The 20212-nt window shown below is 71.5% G+C and carries 14 protein-coding genes; 8 read left to right on the forward strand and 6 right to left on the reverse strand.

Going from position 1 to position 20212, the window contains the following annotated elements; all coding sequences use genetic code 11:
- The first annotated feature begins 916 nt into the window (after nucleotides 1-916).
- Both ACZ6ZP_RS14905 and ACZ6ZP_RS14910 read left to right on the forward strand, forming a co-directional pair.
- Nucleotides 917-9157, forward strand: coding sequence for an SDR family NAD(P)-dependent oxidoreductase (locus tag ACZ6ZP_RS14905; protein ID WP_469406985.1), 8241 nt, complete (start codon nucleotides 917-919; stop codon nucleotides 9155-9157).
- Between the two features lie 92 nt (nucleotides 9158-9249).
- Nucleotides 9250-10008: a thioesterase II family protein gene (locus ACZ6ZP_RS14910; protein ID WP_361473841.1), complete on the forward strand. Its 759-nt coding sequence runs from the start codon at nucleotides 9250-9252 to the stop codon at nucleotides 10006-10008.
- A 153-nt stretch (nucleotides 10009-10161) separates the two neighbouring features.
- Here the strand turns inward: ACZ6ZP_RS14910 and ACZ6ZP_RS14915 are convergent, their stop codons facing one another.
- Nucleotides 10162-10815, reverse strand: a complete 654-nt coding sequence (locus ACZ6ZP_RS14915) for a helix-turn-helix transcriptional regulator (RefSeq protein WP_351156500.1) — start codon at nucleotides 10813-10815, stop codon at nucleotides 10162-10164.
- A gap of 236 nt (nucleotides 10816-11051) precedes the next feature.
- Between ACZ6ZP_RS14915 and ACZ6ZP_RS14920 the strand changes: the two genes are divergently transcribed.
- Nucleotides 11052-11699 carry a class I SAM-dependent methyltransferase gene (locus ACZ6ZP_RS14920; protein ID WP_351156498.1) on the forward strand — a complete coding sequence of 216 codons (648 nt, stop codon included), beginning with the start codon at nucleotides 11052-11054 and terminating at the stop codon, nucleotides 11697-11699.
- A gap of 105 nt (nucleotides 11700-11804) precedes the next feature.
- A complete protein-coding gene (locus tag ACZ6ZP_RS14925) occupies nucleotides 11805-12368 on the forward strand; it encodes a dihydrofolate reductase family protein (RefSeq protein WP_361473834.1) in 564 nt (187 codons plus the stop codon).
- Between the two features lie 148 nt (nucleotides 12369-12516).
- Here the strand turns inward: ACZ6ZP_RS14925 and ACZ6ZP_RS14930 are convergent, their stop codons facing one another.
- Both ACZ6ZP_RS14930 and ACZ6ZP_RS14935 read right to left on the reverse strand, forming a co-directional pair.
- Complete coding sequence (locus ACZ6ZP_RS14930) at nucleotides 12517-12870, reverse strand: hypothetical protein (protein WP_351156494.1); 354 nt, start codon at nucleotides 12868-12870, stop codon at nucleotides 12517-12519.
- A 284-nt stretch (nucleotides 12871-13154) separates the two neighbouring features.
- Nucleotides 13155-13769 carry a rhodanese-like domain-containing protein gene (locus ACZ6ZP_RS14935; protein WP_468612984.1) on the reverse strand — a complete coding sequence of 205 codons (615 nt, stop codon included), beginning with the start codon at nucleotides 13767-13769 and terminating at the stop codon, nucleotides 13155-13157.
- A 22-nt stretch (nucleotides 13770-13791) separates the two neighbouring features.
- Here ACZ6ZP_RS14935 and ACZ6ZP_RS14940 point away from each other — a divergent pair, with 22 nt between their 5' ends.
- Nucleotides 13792-14070 (forward strand): metal-sensitive transcriptional regulator, encoded by a 279-nt coding sequence (locus ACZ6ZP_RS14940; RefSeq protein ID WP_225823872.1) that lies wholly within the window; start codon nucleotides 13792-13794, stop codon nucleotides 14068-14070.
- 74 nt (nucleotides 14071-14144) lie between these two features.
- Here the strand turns inward: ACZ6ZP_RS14940 and ACZ6ZP_RS14945 are convergent, their stop codons facing one another.
- The 3 genes from ACZ6ZP_RS14945 to ACZ6ZP_RS14955 all read right to left on the reverse strand — a co-directional run bounded on the left by ACZ6ZP_RS14945 (nucleotide 14145) and on the right by ACZ6ZP_RS14955 (nucleotide 16683).
- Nucleotides 14145-14888, reverse strand: coding sequence for a sulfite exporter TauE/SafE family protein (locus tag ACZ6ZP_RS14945; protein ID WP_351156490.1), 744 nt, complete (start codon nucleotides 14886-14888; stop codon nucleotides 14145-14147).
- Nucleotides 14885-15244: a rhodanese-like domain-containing protein gene (locus ACZ6ZP_RS14950; protein WP_351156488.1), complete on the reverse strand. Its 360-nt coding sequence runs from the start codon at nucleotides 15242-15244 to the stop codon at nucleotides 14885-14887. The genes ACZ6ZP_RS14945 and ACZ6ZP_RS14950 overlap by 4 nt, the downstream gene beginning before the upstream one ends.
- Nucleotides 15245-15309: 65 nt before the next feature.
- Nucleotides 15310-16683 (reverse strand): rhodanese-like domain-containing protein, encoded by a 1374-nt coding sequence (locus ACZ6ZP_RS14955; protein ID WP_469406989.1) that lies wholly within the window; start codon nucleotides 16681-16683, stop codon nucleotides 15310-15312.
- 318 nt (nucleotides 16684-17001) lie between these two features.
- On the opposite strand from ACZ6ZP_RS14955, the gene ACZ6ZP_RS14960 reads away from it, so the two are divergent.
- The 3 genes from ACZ6ZP_RS14960 (at nucleotide 17002) to ACZ6ZP_RS14970 (ending at nucleotide 20144) form a co-directional block, all read left to right on the forward strand.
- On the forward strand, nucleotides 17002-17421 hold the full coding sequence (locus ACZ6ZP_RS14960) for an MmcQ/YjbR family DNA-binding protein (RefSeq protein ID WP_361465163.1): 420 nt from the start codon (nucleotides 17002-17004) through the stop codon (nucleotides 17419-17421).
- Nucleotides 17422-17664: 243 nt separating this feature from the next.
- The gene (locus ACZ6ZP_RS14965) at nucleotides 17665-18594 is read left to right on the forward strand and encodes an endo-beta-N-acetylglucosaminidase H (protein ID WP_351156482.1); all 930 of its coding nucleotides are present in this window, start codon (nucleotides 17665-17667) and stop codon (nucleotides 18592-18594) included.
- A 218-nt stretch (nucleotides 18595-18812) separates the two neighbouring features.
- Nucleotides 18813-20144 (forward strand): cytochrome P450, encoded by a 1332-nt coding sequence (locus ACZ6ZP_RS14970; protein WP_469406992.1) that lies wholly within the window; start codon nucleotides 18813-18815, stop codon nucleotides 20142-20144.
- Nucleotides 20145-20212 lie beyond the last annotated feature (68 nt).

Consider the following 20212-nt stretch of genomic DNA (forward strand, 5'->3'; position numbering starts at 1 on the left):
TCTCGGAGTGCCCGCTTCCTTGGTCCTCCGTATAGGTCCCGGCAACCGCATGGGGTTTTACGTAAAGGAGGGATAAGAATCGGTGGGCCGTGACGCGGGTGCCGCCACTTTCCGGCGCGCTGCCTCGGCTGCCATGTGAAGACCAGAAGGGCTTTTCCGCTGCCCGAACGCGAGTCGCTGTTCCTCTGAACGGCTTATGTCGTTCTCCCGCTCCCGGCCGATGGTTCGCGAACTCGGACCGTCGCGAAATTCGATCCCGGCCGGCGCCTTGCGGGGGCCTGTCCTTACCGGCCCCTTCGCCCCTGTTTCCCGCTACCCCTGCCTACGCCCAGGCCCAAGGCCCGCCGTGGGGGGCACCGCCCTGAGCTCCCGCAACGCGGGAGCCGCTTCGGCATGCCCGGTCGACGCGTTGGTTTCCGCCCTCTGTGCATTCAGTGTTTCACGGTGGTCGTGCGCGAGGCCTGATTCTTAACGGAACCCGTATGGCCAGATCGTGACGGTCGAATGGCGGGTTGTTGATGAACGGACTGTGTCGCTATTCCGTCGTCCCCGGGTGCGAGCCGCCGCTGCGCGATGGGGTAAAAGTCGCTGCACGATAGGGCAGGAGCTGCCCGGAGGCAGGGCAAGAGGCGGGTCCGCCGCTCTCCCGGGCCCGTCGATAACCAGGTAAATTCGGGAAGTCCGTACGGTAAATCGCGTGAGTCGACGCGCCTCTGCGCAGCGCTTCCACCTGCCCTACGTTTGTTTTCCGCCTGCGGCAGACCGAAAATAGACCGCAGTTGACAATTTCTGGATTTCTGGTTTTGACTTGCGATCGTTGTCGCGGCGAAGTGGCCGAGAAAGTATCGAGCCGATTCACGCCAACCGCGCGTGTATCCACTTTCCAGTTGGATGACTGACGAAGGCAGAGGCTGCTATGCGCTTATCCGAAGGGGTGCACACCGGCACTGTCGCCGTCATTGGCGCCGCGGCTGCGGCACCGGTGCAGGCGGAGAGCGATCACGGTGCACTGGCCGAGCTGACCGGTGCGCCGCTGCCCGCGAGCCGGGCGGGCGAACTGGAGTCGGCGTGGACGGCCTGCGAGGACGCGGGCATCGGCACGGCCGAGCGGGCAGGAGTCGGTGTCTATCTGGCCGCCGGCACCGAGGGCGAGGACGACGCGGCCGGGCTGGCACGCGCACTCGGCTTCGACGGTCCACGCCGGGCAAGCCGCGACCCCCTCGCCGATGCTGCCGCCGCCGTGCGCTCCGGAGAGTGCGACCTCGCGCTGGTCGGGTCGGACGGTGCCTTCGCCGTGCTCACCCGCGACGACATCGCGCGGACCGCGACCTTCGCCTACCGGCTCGACACCGACCACGCCTGGTCCGACGGCGTTCCCGCTCTGGTCGACGCCGCACTGAGCTCGGGCCGGCCCGATCCCGGCCGCGCCGCACCGGACGGGCCCGCCGTCCCGATCACCCTGTCGGCACACAGCCAGGACGCGCTGCGGGCACGGGCCGCCGATCTGCGCGCGCTGATCGAATCCGAGCCCACCCTGCCGCTCGCCGACCTCGCCTTCTCCCTGGCCACCACCCGTCCCGCCCTCGACCGGCGCACGGTACTGGTCGGCGGGGACCGCACGCGGCTCGCCGAGGAACTGCTCGCCGTCAGCGAGGGGCGAATACCGGTGCCGGGGCTCGCCGGAGGGCCGGTGCGGGCCGCGGCAGACGACGTCGCCTTCGTGTTCCCCGGGCACGGGCCGCAGTGGCTGGGCATGGCCGACGAACTCCTCGCCGCGTCGCCGGTGTTCGCCGAGCAACTGCACGCCTGTGCCGACGCCCTCACGCCGTTCGTGGACTGGCCCGTCCTCGACGTGCTGCGCGGCACGACGGACACGCCCTCCCTCGACCGGCCGGACGTGGCGCAGCCCGCCCTCTGGGCGATGATGGTCTCCCTGTCCGCGCTGTGGCGCTCCTGGGGTGTGCGGCCCGGCGCCGTGATCGGCTCAAGCGTCGGCGAGATCCCGGCCGCGACGGTCGCGGGCGCCCTGTCCGTCGAGGACGGCGCACGGGCCGTGGCCCTCTTCAGCCAGGCACAGGTGCACCTGCTCGAACGCGGCGTGATGCTGTCCGTGCTGGCGTCCGCCGACGACGTACGCGAACGGCTCACCCGGTACGCGGGACTCGACCTGGCCGCCGTGCACGCCCCCACCTCGGTCCTGGTCTCCGGCACCGAGGACGAGGCCGACGAACTCCTCGCCGAACTGGCCGCGGACGGCATCAGGGCCAGAGGCATCGCGATCCGTCTCGCGGCCCACGGCCGCCAGGTCGACTCCGTGCTCGACCTGGTGCGCGAAGGCCTCGCACCGATCACACCCCGCCCGACGGACGTGCCGATCTACACGGCAACCACGGGCGCCAGGGTCGACCCGCTCACGCTCACCGCGGACCACTGGTGCCGCAACATGCGCGGCGTCGCGGACTTCCAGAGCGCCACCCGCGCCGTCCTGGCGGCCGGACACCGACTGCTGCTCGAGCCGAGCCCCCACCCCGTGCTGACCAGGGCCGTGCAGGAGACCGCCGAGGACGCCGCCGTGGAGGCCGCCGTCATCGGCACGCTGCGCAGAGAGCGGGGCGGCGCCGACCAGATGACCGCCGCGCTCGCCGAACTGCACACGTACGGCGTGCTCCCCGACTGGAACGCGGTGTTCGCGGGCCGGGACGCACGCGCGGTGCCGCTGCCCGCCTACCCGCTGCACACGGCGCCCGGGACCGCCCCCGCCCCGTCCTTCGCCGACCGGCTCGCGGACGCCCCCGACCGCACCGCATTCCTCCTCGACCTGGTCCGCGCACAGGTGGCCGCCGTCGTCGGGGACGCCGGGCCCACGCCCGACGCGAACGCGCCGCTGCTCGAACTGGGCGTCGACTCGGCGGGCGCGGTGCGACTGCGCAACCTCCTGAACGCGGCCACCGGCCTGAACCTGCCGGTCTCGGCGGTGTTCGACACCCCCACGTGCCGTGGCCTCGCCGAGCGCATCGACCGGACCCTGCTCGGCACGGCGGCCGACGACGACCAGCCGTTGGCCTTCGCGACGGTGGGGGACGACGAGCCGATCGCCGTCGTGGCGATGAGCTGCCGCCTGCCCGGCGGCGTGCGCAGCCCCGAGGACCTGTGGGAGCTCCTTTCCACGGGCGGCGACGGCATCACCGCGTTCCCCACCGACCGTGGCTGGGACCTGGACGGGCGCTACGACGAGGACGCCGAGCGGGCCGGCGGCTACTACCAGCGCGAGGCCGGATTCCTGCACGACGTCGACCAGTTCGACCCCGAGTTCTTCGGGATATCGCCGCGCGAGGCGCTGGCCATGGACCCGCAGCAGCGGCTGCTCCTCGAGATCGGCTGGGAGGCGATCGAGCGCGCGGGCATCGACCCGGACGGGCTGCGGGGCAGCCAGGCGGGCGTGTTCGTGGGCGCGATGACGATGGACTACGGGCCGCGGCTGCACGAGGCCCCCGCCGACCTCGAGGGCTATCTGCTCACCGGCAACACCGCGAGCGTCGCCTCCGGCAGGCTCTCCTACTCGTTCGGGTTCAACGGGCCCGCCGTCACCCTCGACACGGCGTGCTCCTCGTCGCTGGCCGCCCTGCACCTGGCCGTGCAGTCGCTGCGCCGCGGCGAGTGCCCCCTCGCCCTGGCGGGCGGTGTCACGGTCATGCCGTCGCCGGGCATGTTCGTGGAGTTCAGTCGGCAGCGCGCGCTTGCCCCCGACGGGCGCTGCAAGGCGTTCTCGGCGAGTGCCGACGGGTTCGGCCTCGCCGAGGGCGCCACCATGGTGCTCCTCGAGCGGCTGTCCGACGCACGCCGCAACGGGCACCCCGTCCTCGCCCTGATCAAGGGCACCGCGATCAATCAGGACGGCGCGTCCAACGGCCTCACCGCCCCCAGCGGCCCCGCGCAGCGCAGGGTCATCCGGCAGGCGCTCGCCGACGCGGGCGTCCCGGCCGCCGAGGTCGACGCCGTCGAGGCGCACGGCACCGGCACCCGCCTGGGCGACCCGATCGAGGCGGACGCCCTGCTCGCCACCTACGGCCGCGAACACCCCGCCGACCGGCCGCTGCTGCTCGGCTCGGTGAAGTCCAACATCGGCCACACGCAGGCGGCCTCCGGAGTCGCCGGCCTCATCAAGATGGTGCTCGCGCTGCGGCACGGCGTACTGCCCTCGAGCCTGCACATCACCGAGCCCACCCCGCACGTGGACTGGGCATCGGGCGCCGTGTCGCTGATCACCGAGACCACGCCGTGGCCCGAGGTGGGACGCCCCCGGCGGGCCGCCGTTTCCTCGTTCGGCATCAGCGGCACCAACGCCCACGCCGTGCTGGAACAGGCACCCGACGAGACCCCCTACGGAACCCCCGTCGACCCGCCGCGGACGTCCGAGCCCACCCCGCTGGTGTTCTCCGCGCGCACGGAGGACGCCCTGCGCGCCCACGCGGCCCAACTGGCCACCGCCTCACAGGCGTTGGCGCCGACCGACATGGCCGATGCCCTGCTGTCGCGGTCGGTGTTCGACCACCGGGCCGTGGTGGTGGCGGGCGGAGCGGAGGCGCTGGCGGCGGTGTCCGCAGGCACCGAGTCCACCCGCGTGGCGATCGGTGTCGCACGGCCTGTGGGGAAGGTGGCGTTCGTGTTCCCCGGTCAGGGTTCGCAGTGGCTGGGCATGGGTGCCCACTTGGCGGAGTCGTCGCCGGTGTTCCGCGCCTCCTTGGATGCGTGCGCTGAGGCGCTCGCCCCGTATGTGGACTGGTCGCTGCACGAAGTGCTCGCCGATGGGGCCGAGTTGGAGCGGGTGGATGTTGTGCAGCCCGCGCTGTTCGCGGTGATGGTGTCGCTGGCCGCGCTGTGGCGTTCGTACGGTGTGGAGCCCGACGCGGTGGTCGGGCACAGTCAAGGCGAGATCGCCGCCGCGCACGTCGCGGGAGCGCTGTCGTTGGACGACGCCGCCAAGGTGGTGGCGCTGCGCAGCAAGGCGATCCTGGCGCTCTCGGGCCAGGGCGGCATGGTGTCGCTTTCGGTGACGGTCGACGAGGCGCGCGAGCGGATCGCGCGCTGGGACGGGCGGATCTCGCTCGCCGCGGTCAACGGCCCGCGGTCGGTGGTGGTGGCGGGCGACGCCGACGCACTGGACGAGCTGATCGAGTCCTGCGCGGCCGACGAGGTGCGGGCACGTCGGGTGCCTGTGGACTATGCCTCGCACTCGCCGCATGTGGAGCGTATTCAGGAGGCGTTGGCGGGCGTGCTGGCCGGGGTTGAGCCGCTGCCCGCGAGTGTGCCGATGCTGTCCACGGTGACGGGGGAGTGGCTGACCGGTTCCGAGGTGGGTGCCGATTACTGGTACCAGAATTTGCGGAATACCGTGCGGTTCGAGGAGGCCACGCGCGGCCTGCTCGACCACGGGGTCGGCGCGTTCGTCGAGTGCAGCCCGCACCCCGTGCTCACCATCGGCGTGTCCGAGACGGTGGAGGCCACCGGTGGCGACGCCGTCATGGTGGGTACGCTGCGCCGGGACGAGGGCGGTCTCGACCGGTTCCTGCTCTCCGCCGCCGAGGCGTACGTGGAAGGCCTGCCCTTCGAGTGGCGGCAGACCGTGCCCGCCGGGCGGCACGTGGACCTGCCCACCTACCCCTTCCAGCGCAAGCACTACTGGCTGGACGCCCCCCGCGACCTGCGCTTCGTCGAAGCGGCCGGTGGTCTCGGCCTTGCGGACGCCGATCACCCGCTGCTCGGCGCCGCCGTGGACCTCGCCGACGAGCAGGGCCTGGTGTGCACCGGCAGGCTGGGCACCGACACCCACCCGTGGCTCGCCGACCACGCCGTCGCACAGACGATCCTCCTGCCCGGCACCGCCTTCGCGGAGATCGCGCTCGCGGCGGGCGGCAGGCTCGGCCTGGACGAGGTGGAGGAACTGGCCCTGGCCGCACCGATGGTGCTGCCCGAACGCGGCGGAGTACGCCTGCGGGTGACGGTCGGCGGCGACGACGGCTCCGGCCGCCGGGCGCTGAGCATCGACTCCTGCCCGGACGGACCGGTCGGATTGGAGGCCCCGGCCGCCGGTGCCGACTGGACCCGGCACGCCACCGGCTTCCTCACCACCGGAGCCCCCGCCGAGCCGGCCGCGCTCACGCAGTGGCCGCCCGCCGAAGCCGAGCCCGTCGACATCGAGGGCCTCTACGACAGCCTGGAGGGGGCCGGGTTCGGATATGGGCCCGCCTTCCAGGGACTGAGGGCGGCATGGCGCGGCGAGGGCGCCGTGTACGCCGAGATCGAGCTTGACGAGGACCAGCACCGGGACGCCGCTTCGTTCGGCCTCCACCCGGCGCTGCTTGACGCCGCGCTGCACGCCTGCACGCTCGGCGGCCTCGTCGAAGACGCCGGTCGCCCCCGGCTCCCGTTCTCCTGGAGCGGGATCCGCTGGCACGCGACCGGTGCCACGGCGGCGCGGGTACGGCTCACACCTGCCGGACCCGACGCCGTCTGCCTGGAACTGACCGACGTACAGGGAAACCCCCTGGCGACGGTCGCATCCCTGGTCCTGCGGCCGATCGCCGCCGACCACTGGGGTGCGCGCCACCGCGATTCACTGTTCCGGCTGGAGTGGGTGGCCGCACCGACCCGTGCGGCCACTCCCGCTCCCGCCCGCGGTTGCGCCGTCGTCGGCCCGGACGACCTGAAGGCCGGCGCGGGTCTCGCCGCGGCCGGTATCGCCGTCGAGGAGTACGACGGCCTCGCGGCCCTCGCCGAGTCCGGGGTGCCGGAGCTGGTCGTCGTCCCGTGCGCCGAGGACGACACGGAGCCGGTCGCCGCCGCCCGCACGGCCGCCCTGCGCGCGCTGCGCATCGCCCAGGAGTGGCTGGCCGACGACCGTTTCCTCGCATCCCGCCTCGTCTTCATGACCCGAGGGGCCGTCGCGACCGGACCCGACGAGGACGTGCCCGGCCTCGCCGACGCGGCGGTGTGGGGCCTGATCCGGTCGGCGCAGTCCGAGAACCCCGACCGGTTCACACTGGTCGACGTGGACGGGCACGACACCTCCTGGCCTGCATTGCCCGCCGCCCTCGCCGCCGCCGAGCCCCAATTGGCGCTGCGCGACGGCGAGGTGCTGGTGCCGCGCATCGCGCGGACCCGGCCGCCGTCCGACGTGGACTCCGGCATCGCGTTCGCCCCCGGTGGCACCGTCCTGGTGACCGGAGCCACCGGCATGATCGGCGGTCTCGTCACCCGGCACCTCGTGGCCGAGCACGGCGTACGGCACCTCGTCCTGGCCAGCCGCAGCGGCCCTGCCGCCCCGGGCGCCGAGGACCTCAGCACCGAACTGACCGGCCTCGGCGCGCACGTGACGCTCGCCGCCTGCGACGTCACCGACCCCAACGCGCTGGCGGAACTCCTTGCCGATGTGCCGTCGGACCATCCGCTGACCGGCGTGGTGCACTCGGCGGGCGTCCTGGACGACGGCACGATCAGCTCGCTGACCCCGGACCAGGTCGACCGAGTGTTCCGCCCCAAGGTCGACGCGGCCTGGCACCTGCACGAGCAGACCCGCGACCTGGACCTCTCCGCGTTCGTGCTCTTCTCCTCGGCCGCCGGCATCCTCGGCGGCCCCGGCCAGGGCAACTACGCGGCGGCCAACGCGTTCGTCGACGCGCTCACCCAGCACCGCAGGGCCGCCGGACTCCCCGCGACATCGCTGGCGTGGGGCCTGTGGGAGACGGCAAGTGCGATGACCGGCGCCATGGCGGGCAGCGACGTGGAGCGGCTTTCCCGCTCCGGTGTCGCGGGCCTGACCGAGGAGCAGGGCCTCGCGCTGTTCGACCTCGGCTGCGCGGCGGACGACGCGGTCGTGGTGCCGATGCGGCTCGACCTCGCCGCCCTGCGCGGCGGGCCCGACGAGGTGCCACCGCTGCTGCGCGGCCTCGTACGCCCGCGGGCCGCCAAGGCGGCCGCCACGAGCGAGGAGCCGCTGGCGCAGCGCCTCGCCGGTCTCACGGAGGAGGAACAGGGGCGGGAACTCCTGCTGCTCGTCCGGGACCAGACGGCGGCCGTGCTCGGCTATGTGCCGGAGGAGCTCGATGTCTCCGGCGCCCTGACCCAGCTCGGCCTGGACTCCCTGACCGCGCTGCAACTGCGTAACCGGCTCGCCGGCGCGACCGGGCTCCGCCTGCCCACCACCGTCGTCTTCGACCAGCCGACAGGACCGGCGCTCGCCGGGTACCTCCGGCGTGAACTCGCCTCGGGGGCCGCGGCCGACGCCGGGGGTGAGGCTCCCGCCTCGACCGCCGCCCTGGCGGTCGAGGACACGCTCACCGGTCTGTACCGGCAGGCCTGCGACCTCGGCCTGTACGAGGAGGGGTGGCAGATGGTGAACGCGGCCGCCCGGGTGCGCCCGGTGTTCGAGACGCCGGACGAGGTGCCCGCACTGCCGCCGGTCACGCTGGCGACCGGGCCGGGCACTCCGCTGCTCTGCCTGCCGCCGACGATGGCGCCCTCCGGACCGCACTACTTCGGCCGGTTCGCCCCGGTGTTCGCGGGCGAGCGGGACGTGACCGTGCTGCCCAACCCCGGCTTCGCGGCGGGGGAGTCGCTGCCCGCGACCAGGGACGCGGTCGTGCGCTTCCAGGCCGAGGCCGTCAGGAGGGAGGCCGGCGGCCGACCGTTCGTGCTCGTCGGCTACTCGTCGGGCGGCTGGCTGGCCAACGCGGTCGCCGCGCTGCTCGAACAGCAGGGCAGCGCACCGGCGGCCGTGGTGCTCGTGGACACCTACACCGCGACGACCTCGTTCGAGGGCCGGCTCGAGGAGGCGCTGCGGCAGCGCGCGGCGACCAGCGAGGCGTTCGAGCTGATGTCGGGCGCGCAACTCACCGGGCAGGGCGGCTACTTGCGCGTGTTCGGCGACTGGGAGCCCGAACCGATCGACACACCGACGCTGTACGTGCACGCCACCTTCCCGCCGGGGGAGTCGCAGGCGCTGGAGACCGAGGACGACTGGCGCCCCCGGTGGCCCCTGCCGCACGAGGCCGCCGACGTCCCCGGCGACCACTTCACGATCATGGACGACCACTCGGAGTCGACGGCGCTCGCCGTACGGGCCTGGCTGGCCGACGACCGGACCACCAACTCCCCCTGAGGGCAACCAAAGACAGACCAGCGAACCACCGAAGACACAACAGAGTCATCCGCACACTGAGTACGACAACCACAGCAGAACGGACGATCGACATGACTGTTGCCGACGGCAGCGACCTCTGGCTCCGCCGGTTCCACCCCGCACCGGACTCCCCGGTCCGGCTGGTGTGTTTCCCGCACGCGGGCGGATCGGCGAGCTTCTACTTCCCCGTATCGGCCGCGCTCCAGAGCGACTGCGACGTGACGGCCCTGCAGTACCCCGGCCGTCAGGACCGGCGGTCCGAGCCGAACGTGGACGACATAGGCGTGCTCGCCGACCGGATCGCGCCCGTGGTGGCGCCCCTGTTCGACCGGCCCGTCGTGTTCTTCGGGCACAGCATGGGCGCGATCATCGCGTTCGAGGTCGCACGCAGGCTCCAGGAGCGCGGCCACACGCCCGCGATGCTCTTCGCCTCCGGGCGCCGCGCACCGTCGACGCGACGCGTGGAGAACGTCCACCAGCGGGACGACGACGGCATCGTGGCCGAGATGAAGGCCATGAGCGGGACCGACGCCCAGGTGCTCGGTGACGAGGAACTGCTGCGGATGGTGCTGCCCGCGATCCGCAGCGACTACCGGGCCATCGAGACGTACGGACCCGTGGACGCGACCGTCGACTGCCCGATCACCGCCCTGGTGGGCGACGCGGACCCGAAGACGACGGTGCCGGAAGCGGACGAGTGGCGCTCCCACACGACGGCCGCGTTCGACATCAAGACGTTCCGCGGGGGTCACTTCTTCCTCAGCCCGCGCGCGGCGGAGGTGATCTCACTGATGCGCGAGACGCTGCGCGGCGCCGTGACCGTCGGCTAGGCACCGGTCAGGCAGGGGAGAACGGGGGTTGGACGAGAAGGTGGTCCAGCCCCCGTCGCGCCGTACGCGATGCGGCGCACCGAGGCATGAGCTCACGCGATGCGGCGGCACCGTGGCACGAGCCCACACGATGCGGTGCGGCCTGGCGCGACCTCAGATGTAGCCCGCGCGCACCGCGTAGGCCACCGCATGGGTGCGGTTGCGCAGTTGGAGGCGGGAGGTCAGATTCTGCAGGACGTTCTTCACCGTCCGCTCGGAGTACGCGAGCTTGACCGCGATCTGCCCGGTGTCCAGTCCCTCCGCGACCAACTGGAGGACTTCGACTTCGCGTGGCGTGATTCCCATCGTGGGGAGTCCGGCCGGACTTGGTGTGCTGCTCTTGAGCTGTCCCATACGGGTGAGGAAGGTGCCTAATAAGTCGGCCGGTAAGTCACCGTCACCCCGGTGAGCCGCGAGCACGGCCCGCAGCAGCCGCGCGGGCGTGGCCTCTCGTCGCCATACGATCGAGGTGACCCCGCACCCGGCGACATCCAACAGGTCGGCTTCCCGCATCCGGTCCACCACCAGGACCGCCCGGACGCCCTTGACGCGGACGAGTGTGCGCAGGCTCAGCAAGGTCGTCTCGTCGACGGAACAGGCGACGAGCAGGGCGACTTGGCCGCGGTCCTGCTGGGTGGTGTCCACCAGCTCGATCTCCGGGTACTGACGGAACTGACTGAGTACGCCGGCCCGGGAAATCGGGTCCGATGTGTGAACGGACAACAGCACCCGCTCAGTCGTAGGGACACTCTCGACGGTCTGCTGCACGGGCTAGAGCTCCTTCTGCTTCCATGAAGGCCCAGGGGGCTCGAGCACGGCAGACATGAGTGTGCGCCGCCACCCCCTCGTCGACCAGATAATCAGGTACTGCGTTGGTGCCCTAGGAGGCTCAACGTGTTCCTGATCACCAGGTTGGTGCTCACCGCTCACGTCCTGCTGATGTTGCGCTGACGTCCGCTCCTTCGGGACCTGCCCACCGGGCGCCAGGAACTACTGTCGGGAGCATGGTCGAACACGATGCCCTCAGTGCCACCCGCGATGCCTACGACGATGCTGCTCACACCTATGCGCAACTGTTCCGCGACACGTTGCGCGACAGCCCCCTGGACCGCGCGATCCTGGGTGTGTTCGCCGAGGCGGTCGGCGCGAGCGGGGACACTCAGGTCGCGGACCTGGGGTGCGGACCTGGCCATGTCACGGCCCATCTGGCGGAGTTGGGACTGCTGGCATCCGGTGTCGACGCCTCACCCACGATGATCGAATTGGCTCGAGAGGCCTACCCGGGCCTGCGGTTCGACGTGGGCTCGATGGCCGCGCTGGACATCGCTGACGGCGCGCTGGGCGGCGTGCTCTCCCGTTGGTCCGTCATTCACACGCCGCCGCGGGAACTCCCCGTTATCCTGGCGGAGTTCCACCGCGTTCTGGCACCTGGCGGTCACCTCCTGATCGGCTTCTCGGCGAGCGAGGACCAGACCCACCTGACGCAGGTCTTCGACCACGCGGTCGCACCCGCCTATCGGTGGTGGCCCGACCACCTCGCCGCGCTGCTGCGCGAGTCCGGGTTGGCCGAGGTGGCCCGGATGGTCCGAGAGCCGCAGCCCACCGACCGCCGACAGTTCAAGGAGATCCAACTGCTCGCCCGCAAAGCGTAGGCAGGCCCAGGAGGAACCGCCTTGGCCCAGGGGATCCCGCGAGCCGTGCCGCCCCTGCGGCCTTCGGCGGTCGTACTGTCGAACCGACACCGAGGAGGACCTCTGATGCGCAGCGTGACCTATTCGATGAACGTCTCCCTTGACGGCTACATCGCCGGCCCGGACGGCGGCATCGACTGGGGCGCGCCCGACGCGGAGGTCTTCCGCTTCTGGATCGACGAGATTCGGGGGATCGACGTCCACCTGCTGGGCCGACGGCTGTACGAGACGATGCTGTACTGGGAGACCGCCGACCAGGACCCGTCGCTCGATGAGGCGAACCTCGAATGGGCCGGGCTCTGGAAGCCGCTGCCCAAGGTGGTGTTCTCCACCACGCTGTCGGAGGTGCAGGGCAATGCACGCCTGCTGTCCGGCGGCCTGGCCGAGGAGATCGAGCGGTTGCGGGCCGAGCCGGGAGACGGCGAGATCGCGATCGGCGGCGCGACACTCGCCGCCGAGGCGGCCGCGGCGGGTCTGATCGACGAGTACCGGGTCGTGGTCCACCCGGTACTGGTGGGCGGCGGCATTCCGTTCTTCCCCCAGCACGAGCGCCAGGTGAATCTCGAACTCGTCGAGACCCGCACGTTCGCCTCGAAGGCCATCTACCTCCGCTACCGCGTGGCGCGCTAGGCCTTGGCGGGCCTTCGCCGTCCGAACCCGGCCTGAGCAAGTCCGAGGACGTCATGTCATCCGGCTCGCCCGCCCCACGCACGTACGCCGGATGTTCGCCGTGCGCCGCGCCAAGGGCCCCGCGGGCTCCCGCCGATCCGCTCGTCGGTCAGTCGCCGGTGTCGGTCGCCCAGATCGGCGCGCCCTGGTGGTAGATGACGACGTTGCCGTCGTCCTGGACGGCCAGGTGGGCACCGCTACGCCCGTTGGTGTCGGAGGCCCAGAGAGGCTTGTCGTTCTCTGTGTAGACGACGAGATTGCCGTCCTCCTGCATGACGGCGTAGGCCGCCTGTTCGCCGGCCGTGTTGGAGGCCCACACCGGCTTGGAGACCGATTCCCTGTAGAGGACGAAGTTGCCGTCCTCCTGAAGGCGCAGGATCGCCCGCCCGTTTCCCGACGTCCAGGCCTGGTTGCGGCGGATCGTGGCCTCTGGTGTTCCGGGACGGAAGGTCGCATCGCTCATGGTGTGCTTTCCCCTCTCGGCTACTCGGCTACATGGGGCTGCTGTCCGATCCCCTGGGACGGTAGCGCCCGGAGCGCGGCTGGCAGAGGACGAATAGCGTCAACCGGAAAAGACCATCTATTTCAGGCCCACCGATTCCGAGTTCGTGCTTGCCACTTGCCACTTGCCGCTCGTCGCGTGCGGGAACTGCGAGAGGTTTCCGATGCCTTCGCCCGTCTCTGGGGGGCTCAGACCGCCGCCGCCCCGCACACGACGGTCGGTCACGGCCCGGGCAGGCACGGAGGTCAAGGGGCCAGACGCAGCAGGGTCTCCCGGAAGGAGACCGCGTTCTTCGGGGGACGGTTGTGGGGCATCTTGGCCAGGGCTGCGGCCATGCCGCAGGTGTTGGTCACGCCGGAGAAGACGAGTCCGGCGCCGATGGCCCCGGACAGCCAGTGCGCGGGCGTCCAGGCGAGACCGGCCACGAAGCCGGCGAGGACCAGGGTGCCGGCGGCGAGGCGGACCTGGCGGTCCATGGGCCAGGTCGCGCGGGCGCCGGCCGGGCGCTCGACCTCGTGGCCCGCAGAGGCCCAGGCGGTGGTGCCGCCTTCGAGGGTGGCGGCATCGATGCCGTGGGCGGCCAGCTGGGCGCAGCCCCTGGCGGAGCGTGTTCCGGAGGCGCAGACGACGAGGAGCGGCGTGCGCTGTGCGGCCTTCCTCAGGGTGTCGGCGGCCGTGTCCAGGCGGTCCAGGGGGATGTTGTGGGCGCCGGGCAGGTGGCCGGTGGCGTACTCGCCGGGGGTGCGTACGTCGATCACGGTGAACTCGCCGAAGCGGGCGGTGGCCTGGGCGGAAGTGAGTGCGGTGGTGGTCACGGAACAGATGCCTTTCTGGGCTGGTTCCCACGGTAGGATACCCATGGGGGTATGAGAGGAGGTTGGTGTGCAACTCGACATGAGTGCCGAGGAACTGAAGTCGGCGCTGAACCGGCTACGGCGGGCGCAGGGCCAGCTCGCGGGAGTGATCAAGATGATCGAGGAGGGCCGGGACTGCGAGGACGTGGTCACGCAGTTGTCCGCGGTCTCCAAGGCGCTGGACCGGGCCGGGTTCTCGATCATCGCGACGGGTCTGCAGCAGTGCATGACCAGCGAGGACCCGCAGGTGCGCGACTCGGCGCAGATGCGCGCCCGGCTGGAGAAGCTGTTCCTTTCGCTGGCCTGACCGTTCCGCCCTCCCGTGGGGCCTGCCGCGGACGTGCCGACAGCGGGGCGTCCGCGGCAGGCCCCACGGGTGTTTCACAGCAGGGCGCCGGTCGCCATCACCGCGGCTACCGTCAGCAGCAGGCCGCCGAAGACTTGCTGCAGGACGGCGGGCTGGACCTTCGCGGACAGCCGCTTGCCGTCCCACGCCCCCAGGACCGCCGTCGCGATGAACGGCATGATCAGAGCCCAGTCCAGGCTGACCTCGGTGGCCGCCCGGGCCGCGAGAGCGACCAGCGCGTTGGCGACGATGACCAGCAGGCTCGTGCCGACGGCCGCGCTCATCGGCACCGCCAGCGCCGCCACCAGGGCGGGGACGGCGAGGAAGCCGCCGCCGACCCCGAGGAACCCGGTCACCGCACCCAGCGCGGCGCCCGCTCCCGTTGCGCGGGGCGCCGACACTGTTCCGTTCACCGGCGGTGTGCGCGGGCGCAGCATGCGCAGCCCGGCGAGCACCGCGAGGGCGGCGAAGGCCAGGGTCAGCACCGTGGCGGGGATACGCGCGGACAGCAGGCCGGCCGCCGCGGCGGGCAGCAGTCCCGCCGCGGCGAACAGCAGTCCGGCTCGCCAGCGCACCGTTCCCGCCCGGGCGTGGGCCACCAGCGCGGTGAGCGAGGTGGCGATCACGATGATCAGGCTGGCAGTGGTGGCCTCGGCCGGGCTGAAGCCGAGCAGGTAGGTCAGGGCGGGGACGGTCAGGATGCTGCCGCCCGCCCCGAGTGAGCCCAGGGCGAGACCGACCAGCGCCCCGGCGAGCAGGGCGAGCACGAACGCGGTCATATGACGGTGCCCGCCGCCCCGTGCGCGTCCTGGACGGGCAGACCCTGATCGGCCCAGTCCACCATGCCGCCGATGACGTCGACAGCCGTCACACCGCGCTCGGCGAGCAGGCGCACGGCCTGCTGGGAGCGGTTGCCGGAGCGGCAGATCAGCACGAGACCACGGCCGTCATCGGGACCGGGCGGAGCCGCGCCCCGGGCCAGCCGCGACAGCGGCCAGAGCGTTGCCCCGGGGGCGTGGCCGGCCCCGAACTCGTTCTCCTCACGGACGTCGGCGAGCAGCGCGGAGCCGTCCTCGACGGCGCGGCGGGCCTGTGCCGGTGTGATGCGGCCGGGGCCGCTGTGCGGCAAGAGCATGATGCTTCCTCTGATGCTCTGACCCCGGGCGGACCGTGAGGGGCCGGCAGGGTCAGGTGGTGCGGTCAGTGTTGGGCGGGGGAGACGAGACTGAGGCCGGCGTCGGCGGCAGCGGCGTAGCCGTCGTCGACGGCGACGACGTCACGTCCGGCGGAGTCCAGGACGGAGGCGGCGATCGCCGCGCGCATGCCGCCCGCGCAGTGCACCCACACGGTCCCGGCGGGCACCTCGTCCAGCCTCTGGTGGACCTGGTGGATCGGGATGTGCACGCTGCCCTCGATCCAGCCGTCGGCCCGCTCCGCGTCCCGGCGTACGTCCAGCACCACGGGGTTCTCGCCCCGCTCACGGGCGGCGGTCAGGTCGGCGAATGTCGCCCGAGGGAACGAGGCGAGCGGCGCCCCGCCGGTAGTCCAGTCGGCCGGGGAGCCGACGGCCGCGGCGGCCGGGCGGTCGATTCCCACCCGGGCAAGCTCCCGCTGGGCGCGGGTGATGTCCTCGGCACTCTCGGCGAGCAGGGTGACCGGCTTGCCCCACGGGATCAGCCACGCCAGGTAAGTGGCCAGCTGGCCCTCGACCTCGAAGTTGAGCGAACCCGCGACATGGCCTTCCGAGAACGCCACACGGTTGCGCAGGTCGATGACCCACTCCCCGGCCGCCAGGCGGCGGGCGATCCCTCTGGCGTCAGCCCGCTCAGGTGCGGTCAGGTCTATAGGAGCGGGGCCTGCGGCATTGGCCGGGCCCATGTGGGTGTAGTAGGCCGGGACGTCGTCCAGGCCGGTCAGCAGCTCCTTGACGAACGTCTCCGCGTCCTGGAGCAGCGCCGGGTTGGATGTCTTCTCCGTGCCGATGGTGCTGTGGTCGCCGTTGGCCTGGGTGGAGGAGCAGAAGCTGCCGAACCCGTGTGTCGGCATCACCGCCACGTCGTCGGCCAGCTGGGCGGCGAGCCGGTGCGCGGAGGCGTGCTGGGCGCGGGCCAGGTGCTCGGTGAGCCGCGGCTCCACCAGATCGGGACGGCCCACGCTGCCGATCAGCAGCGAGCCGCCGGTGAACGCGGCCACCGCACGCCCGGCCTCCTCCAGCACATAGGAGGTGTGGTGCGGGGTGTGCCCGGGAGTGGCCACGGCCCGCAGCGCCAGGCCCTCGTCGACCTCCTCGGTATCGCCGTCGGCCACCGGGAGGCGGGCGTAGGCCACCGACGCCCCGGCGGGCACCAGGTAGCGGGCGCCGGTCAGCCGGGCCAGCTCCAGACCACCGGTGACGTAGTCGTTGTGCACGTGCGTCTCCGCGACGGCCACGATCCTGACTCCGCGCCGGGCCGCCGCCGCGATCACCCGGTCGATGTCCCGCGGCGGATCCACGACCACCGCCGCCCGGGCCCCGCCCGCCAGATAGCTGCGGTTGCCCAGACCTTCGGTCTCCAAGACGTCGGCAAAGAACACGGCGCACTCTCCCTCACTCCGAAATTACCCCCCGGGGTATCTCCATCCACCGTAACAGAGATACCTAGGGGGGTATTTTCGGGCGGGTGTGTGACGGCCGCACACAGGCGGATCACGCGCTCCTTTCCGCACCTGGCGCACCAGTGGCGTCGGCGGAACTCCGGCCATGAACCGTGCGCAACGGGCGCTGTTCACCCCGCACTGGTTCCGCGAAGGGCCCAACGGCCCGTCAGGTACGGCGAATCCGCCCTGCCCCGCGGGCCTCCCTGCCCAACCGCGTTCGGCGCGGAACGCGCCGGCGGTCGATAGGGTCGGTCCATGTCCAGTCCTGGAGACGTGCCGCCGGAGATCCTGAACCGGGTGCGGTCGATCTGTCGGCAGCTGCCCGAGTCGTACGAGGAACCGGCCTGGATCGGCGTGCGCTGGCGCATCCGTACGCGGACGTTCGCCCATGTCTACGCGCCGGACGTGGATCGCTACCCGGTCTACGCCTCGTACGTATCCGCAGATCAGGAACCGGTGGTGATGACTTTTCGGGTACCCGTCGACGACCTGCTCGGCCTGACCGCCGGTGGTTTCCCGTTCCTCCGTGCCGACTGGGGCCATAACGTCGTCGCCGCGATTCTCGGTGACCACACCGACTGGACCGAGCTCGCCGAACTGATCACCGACAGCTACCGCGAAATGGCCCCGAAGTTCCTCGCCGCCCGGGTGCCCCTCCTGCCGCCGATCAGCTGACCGGCGGTGGGCCTCGCCTCCCGCCGCACCACGCCCTGCGTGTGGACCTCCACCAAGGCCGTGCGCGCGCACGATCCAACTCCCTTGCCCTGGAAGCGGGCTGAGGCGCGAGGTGCGTGGGAGTCGTGAAGAGTTTGTGCGCGATTCTTGGGATTCGGTCATCGGAGAGGAAAACTCGGAGGGCTCACTCGGCGCTTTCGAACAGGTCGGGCGCCGACCCATGCGATGGGAGACCGATCAACGATGTTCACTCTGGTACGGAGCAGAGCGCGGGCGGCCGCGCTCGCGCTCTCGGCCGTCGCGGCCCTCACCTTCGGCACGACCGCCACGACCGGCGCGGCAGCGGCACCAGCCCCCGGGCCCGCTCCCACGAAACAGGGACCGACCTCGGTGGCCTACGTCGAGGTGAACAACAACAGCATGCTGAACGTCGGCAAGTACACCCTCGCCAACGGCGGCGGCAACGCCTTCGACGTCGCCGTGATCTTCGCGGCGAACATCAACTACGACACGAGCAAGAAGGCGGCGTATCTGCACTTCAACGAGAACGTGCAGCGCGTCCTCGACAACGCCGCCACGGAGATACGGCCGTTGCAGCAGAAGGGCATCAAGGTCGTCCTCTCGGTGCTCGGCAACCACCAGGGCGCGGGCTTCGCGAACTTCCCGTCCCAGAAGGCGGCTTCGGCGTTCGCGAAGCAGATGTCGGACACCGTGACCAAGTACGGCCTCGACGGGATCGACTTCGACGACGAGTACGCCGAGTACGGCAACAACGGCACCGGCCAGCCCAACGCCAGCTCGTTCGTGCACCTGGTGACGGCGCTGCGCGCGAACATGCCGGACAAGATCATCAGCCTCTACAACATCGGCCCGGCCGCGTCGCGCCTCTCCTACGGCGGCGTCGACGTCTCGTCGAAGTTCGACTACGCCTGGAACCCGTACTACGGCACCTGGCAGGTCCCCGGCATCGCACTGCCCAAGTCGAAGCTGTCGCCGGCGGCCGTCGAGATCGGCCGGACCTCGCAGAGCACGGTCGCCGGCCTCGCCCGCCGCACCGTCAGTGAGGGATACGGCGTCTATCTGACGTACAACCTCGACGGAGCCGACCGCAGTGCCGATGTCTCCGCGTTCACCAGGGAGTTGTACGGCAGTGACGCCGTCTACACGCCGTAGGGCGACGGCACGCCCCAGTGCGCGGTGCCTCCTCGGGGTCTGCCGCATCCCGTAGGTTCGCGATCCGTGCAAGCCGCGCCCTTGACAACGATGTCGGGGGCGCGGCGCGGGCGGGCGATGGGGCCTGTCTGGGGCGGGAAGCGGGATGCGGGGACGGGGGAGACTGTCTGGTGCAAGGGCAGGACATGAGACGGGATTTGGGAACAGGAGGAACCGTCATGCGTATCCCCGGACCCGAGCATCAGGAGGACGGCGGGCTGAGTGCCGTCGCGGCCGCGGGCGGGCTGCACCACTACCAGTTACGCCTGCACGAGGCGCACGGCCCCGTCGTGCGCTTTCAACTGCCGGGCGCGGACACGGCCGTGTCGGTCGCCGATCCCGTGCTTCTGGAGGCCACGGCACACATCGACAAGCGGCCCGAGGAACTGTTCGCTTTCCTGGACCCGCTGTGCGAGGCGGACAACCTGCAAGTGCTGTCCGCCGACGAGCACACGCCCTGGCGCCGCGTCCTGCTCTCCGTGCTCGCCGGACGGCCGGCGCACGAGCGGCACTTCGCGCGCTTCACCGAGCTGGCGCAGGAGCTCGCGGACCGTTGGGCCGGGCAGGCCGACGGCGAACCCGTCGAGCTGCAGAAGCAATTGACCGCGCTGTCGCTCCGCATGATCTGCGGGTTCGCGCTCGGCGGCGCGGAAACCGACACGGACCGTGTCGTCGCCGCGTTCGAGGAAGTGCTCACCGAGCACCTCGGACGGCTCTACCAGGTGCCCCGGGACGACCCGCGCGCGGCGGAGCGGGCCGAGGAAGCCCTCGCGTACCTGCGCGCGACGGTCGACCGCATGGTGGCGACACACCGCTCGGGCGACGGCACCGAAGGCACCGCCCGCGCCGACCGCAGCGACCTGATCGGGGCACTCGTCGAGGCCGGTCAGAGCCCGGCGCGGATCAGGGACACCGTGATGGTGACGCTGCTCGCCGCCCACCACACCACCGGCGTCGCCGTGTCGTGGACGCTGCACCTGCTGGGCCACCACCCCGAGGCGGCCGACCGCGTCGCCGCCGAACTGGATCAGGTGCTGGGCGAGCGCGCCACGCCCGACTACCGCGATCTGCGGCGGCTCACGTATCTGGACATGGTGCTCAAGGAGTCGATGAGGCTGTTCCCGCCCGGTCCGTACGGCGCGCGCGAGACGACCGAGGACCTGGTCCTTGGCCCGTACGAGATCCCGGCAGGGACGACGGTGTTCTATCCGTTCTGGGCGGTGCACCTGAACCCCGAGCACTGGCCCGAGCCGGAACGGTTCGACCCCGAGCGCTTCACGCCGCAGGAAGTGGCCAAACGGCCGCGGCTCGCGTACGTCCCCTTCGGGATCGGGCCACGCAGCTGCGAGGGCGCCGCTCTGGCGACGATCGAGGCCCAGCTCGTCCTGGCCGTCCTCCTCAAGCGCCTGCGCTTTCGGCCGGCGCCGGGGCACGAAGTGACGCCGGTGGAACGGTTCGTGGTGTGGGCGCGGGACGGAATCCGGATGACGGTGCGGCCACGGGGCCTCTAGGGCGCCGGATCAAGGGCCGCTCGTCAGTGTCGAGATCGGAGACGGGGCCGTTCACCAGAGATCATCGA

The organism is Streptomyces sp. NPDC054047, from assembly GCF_055585065.1.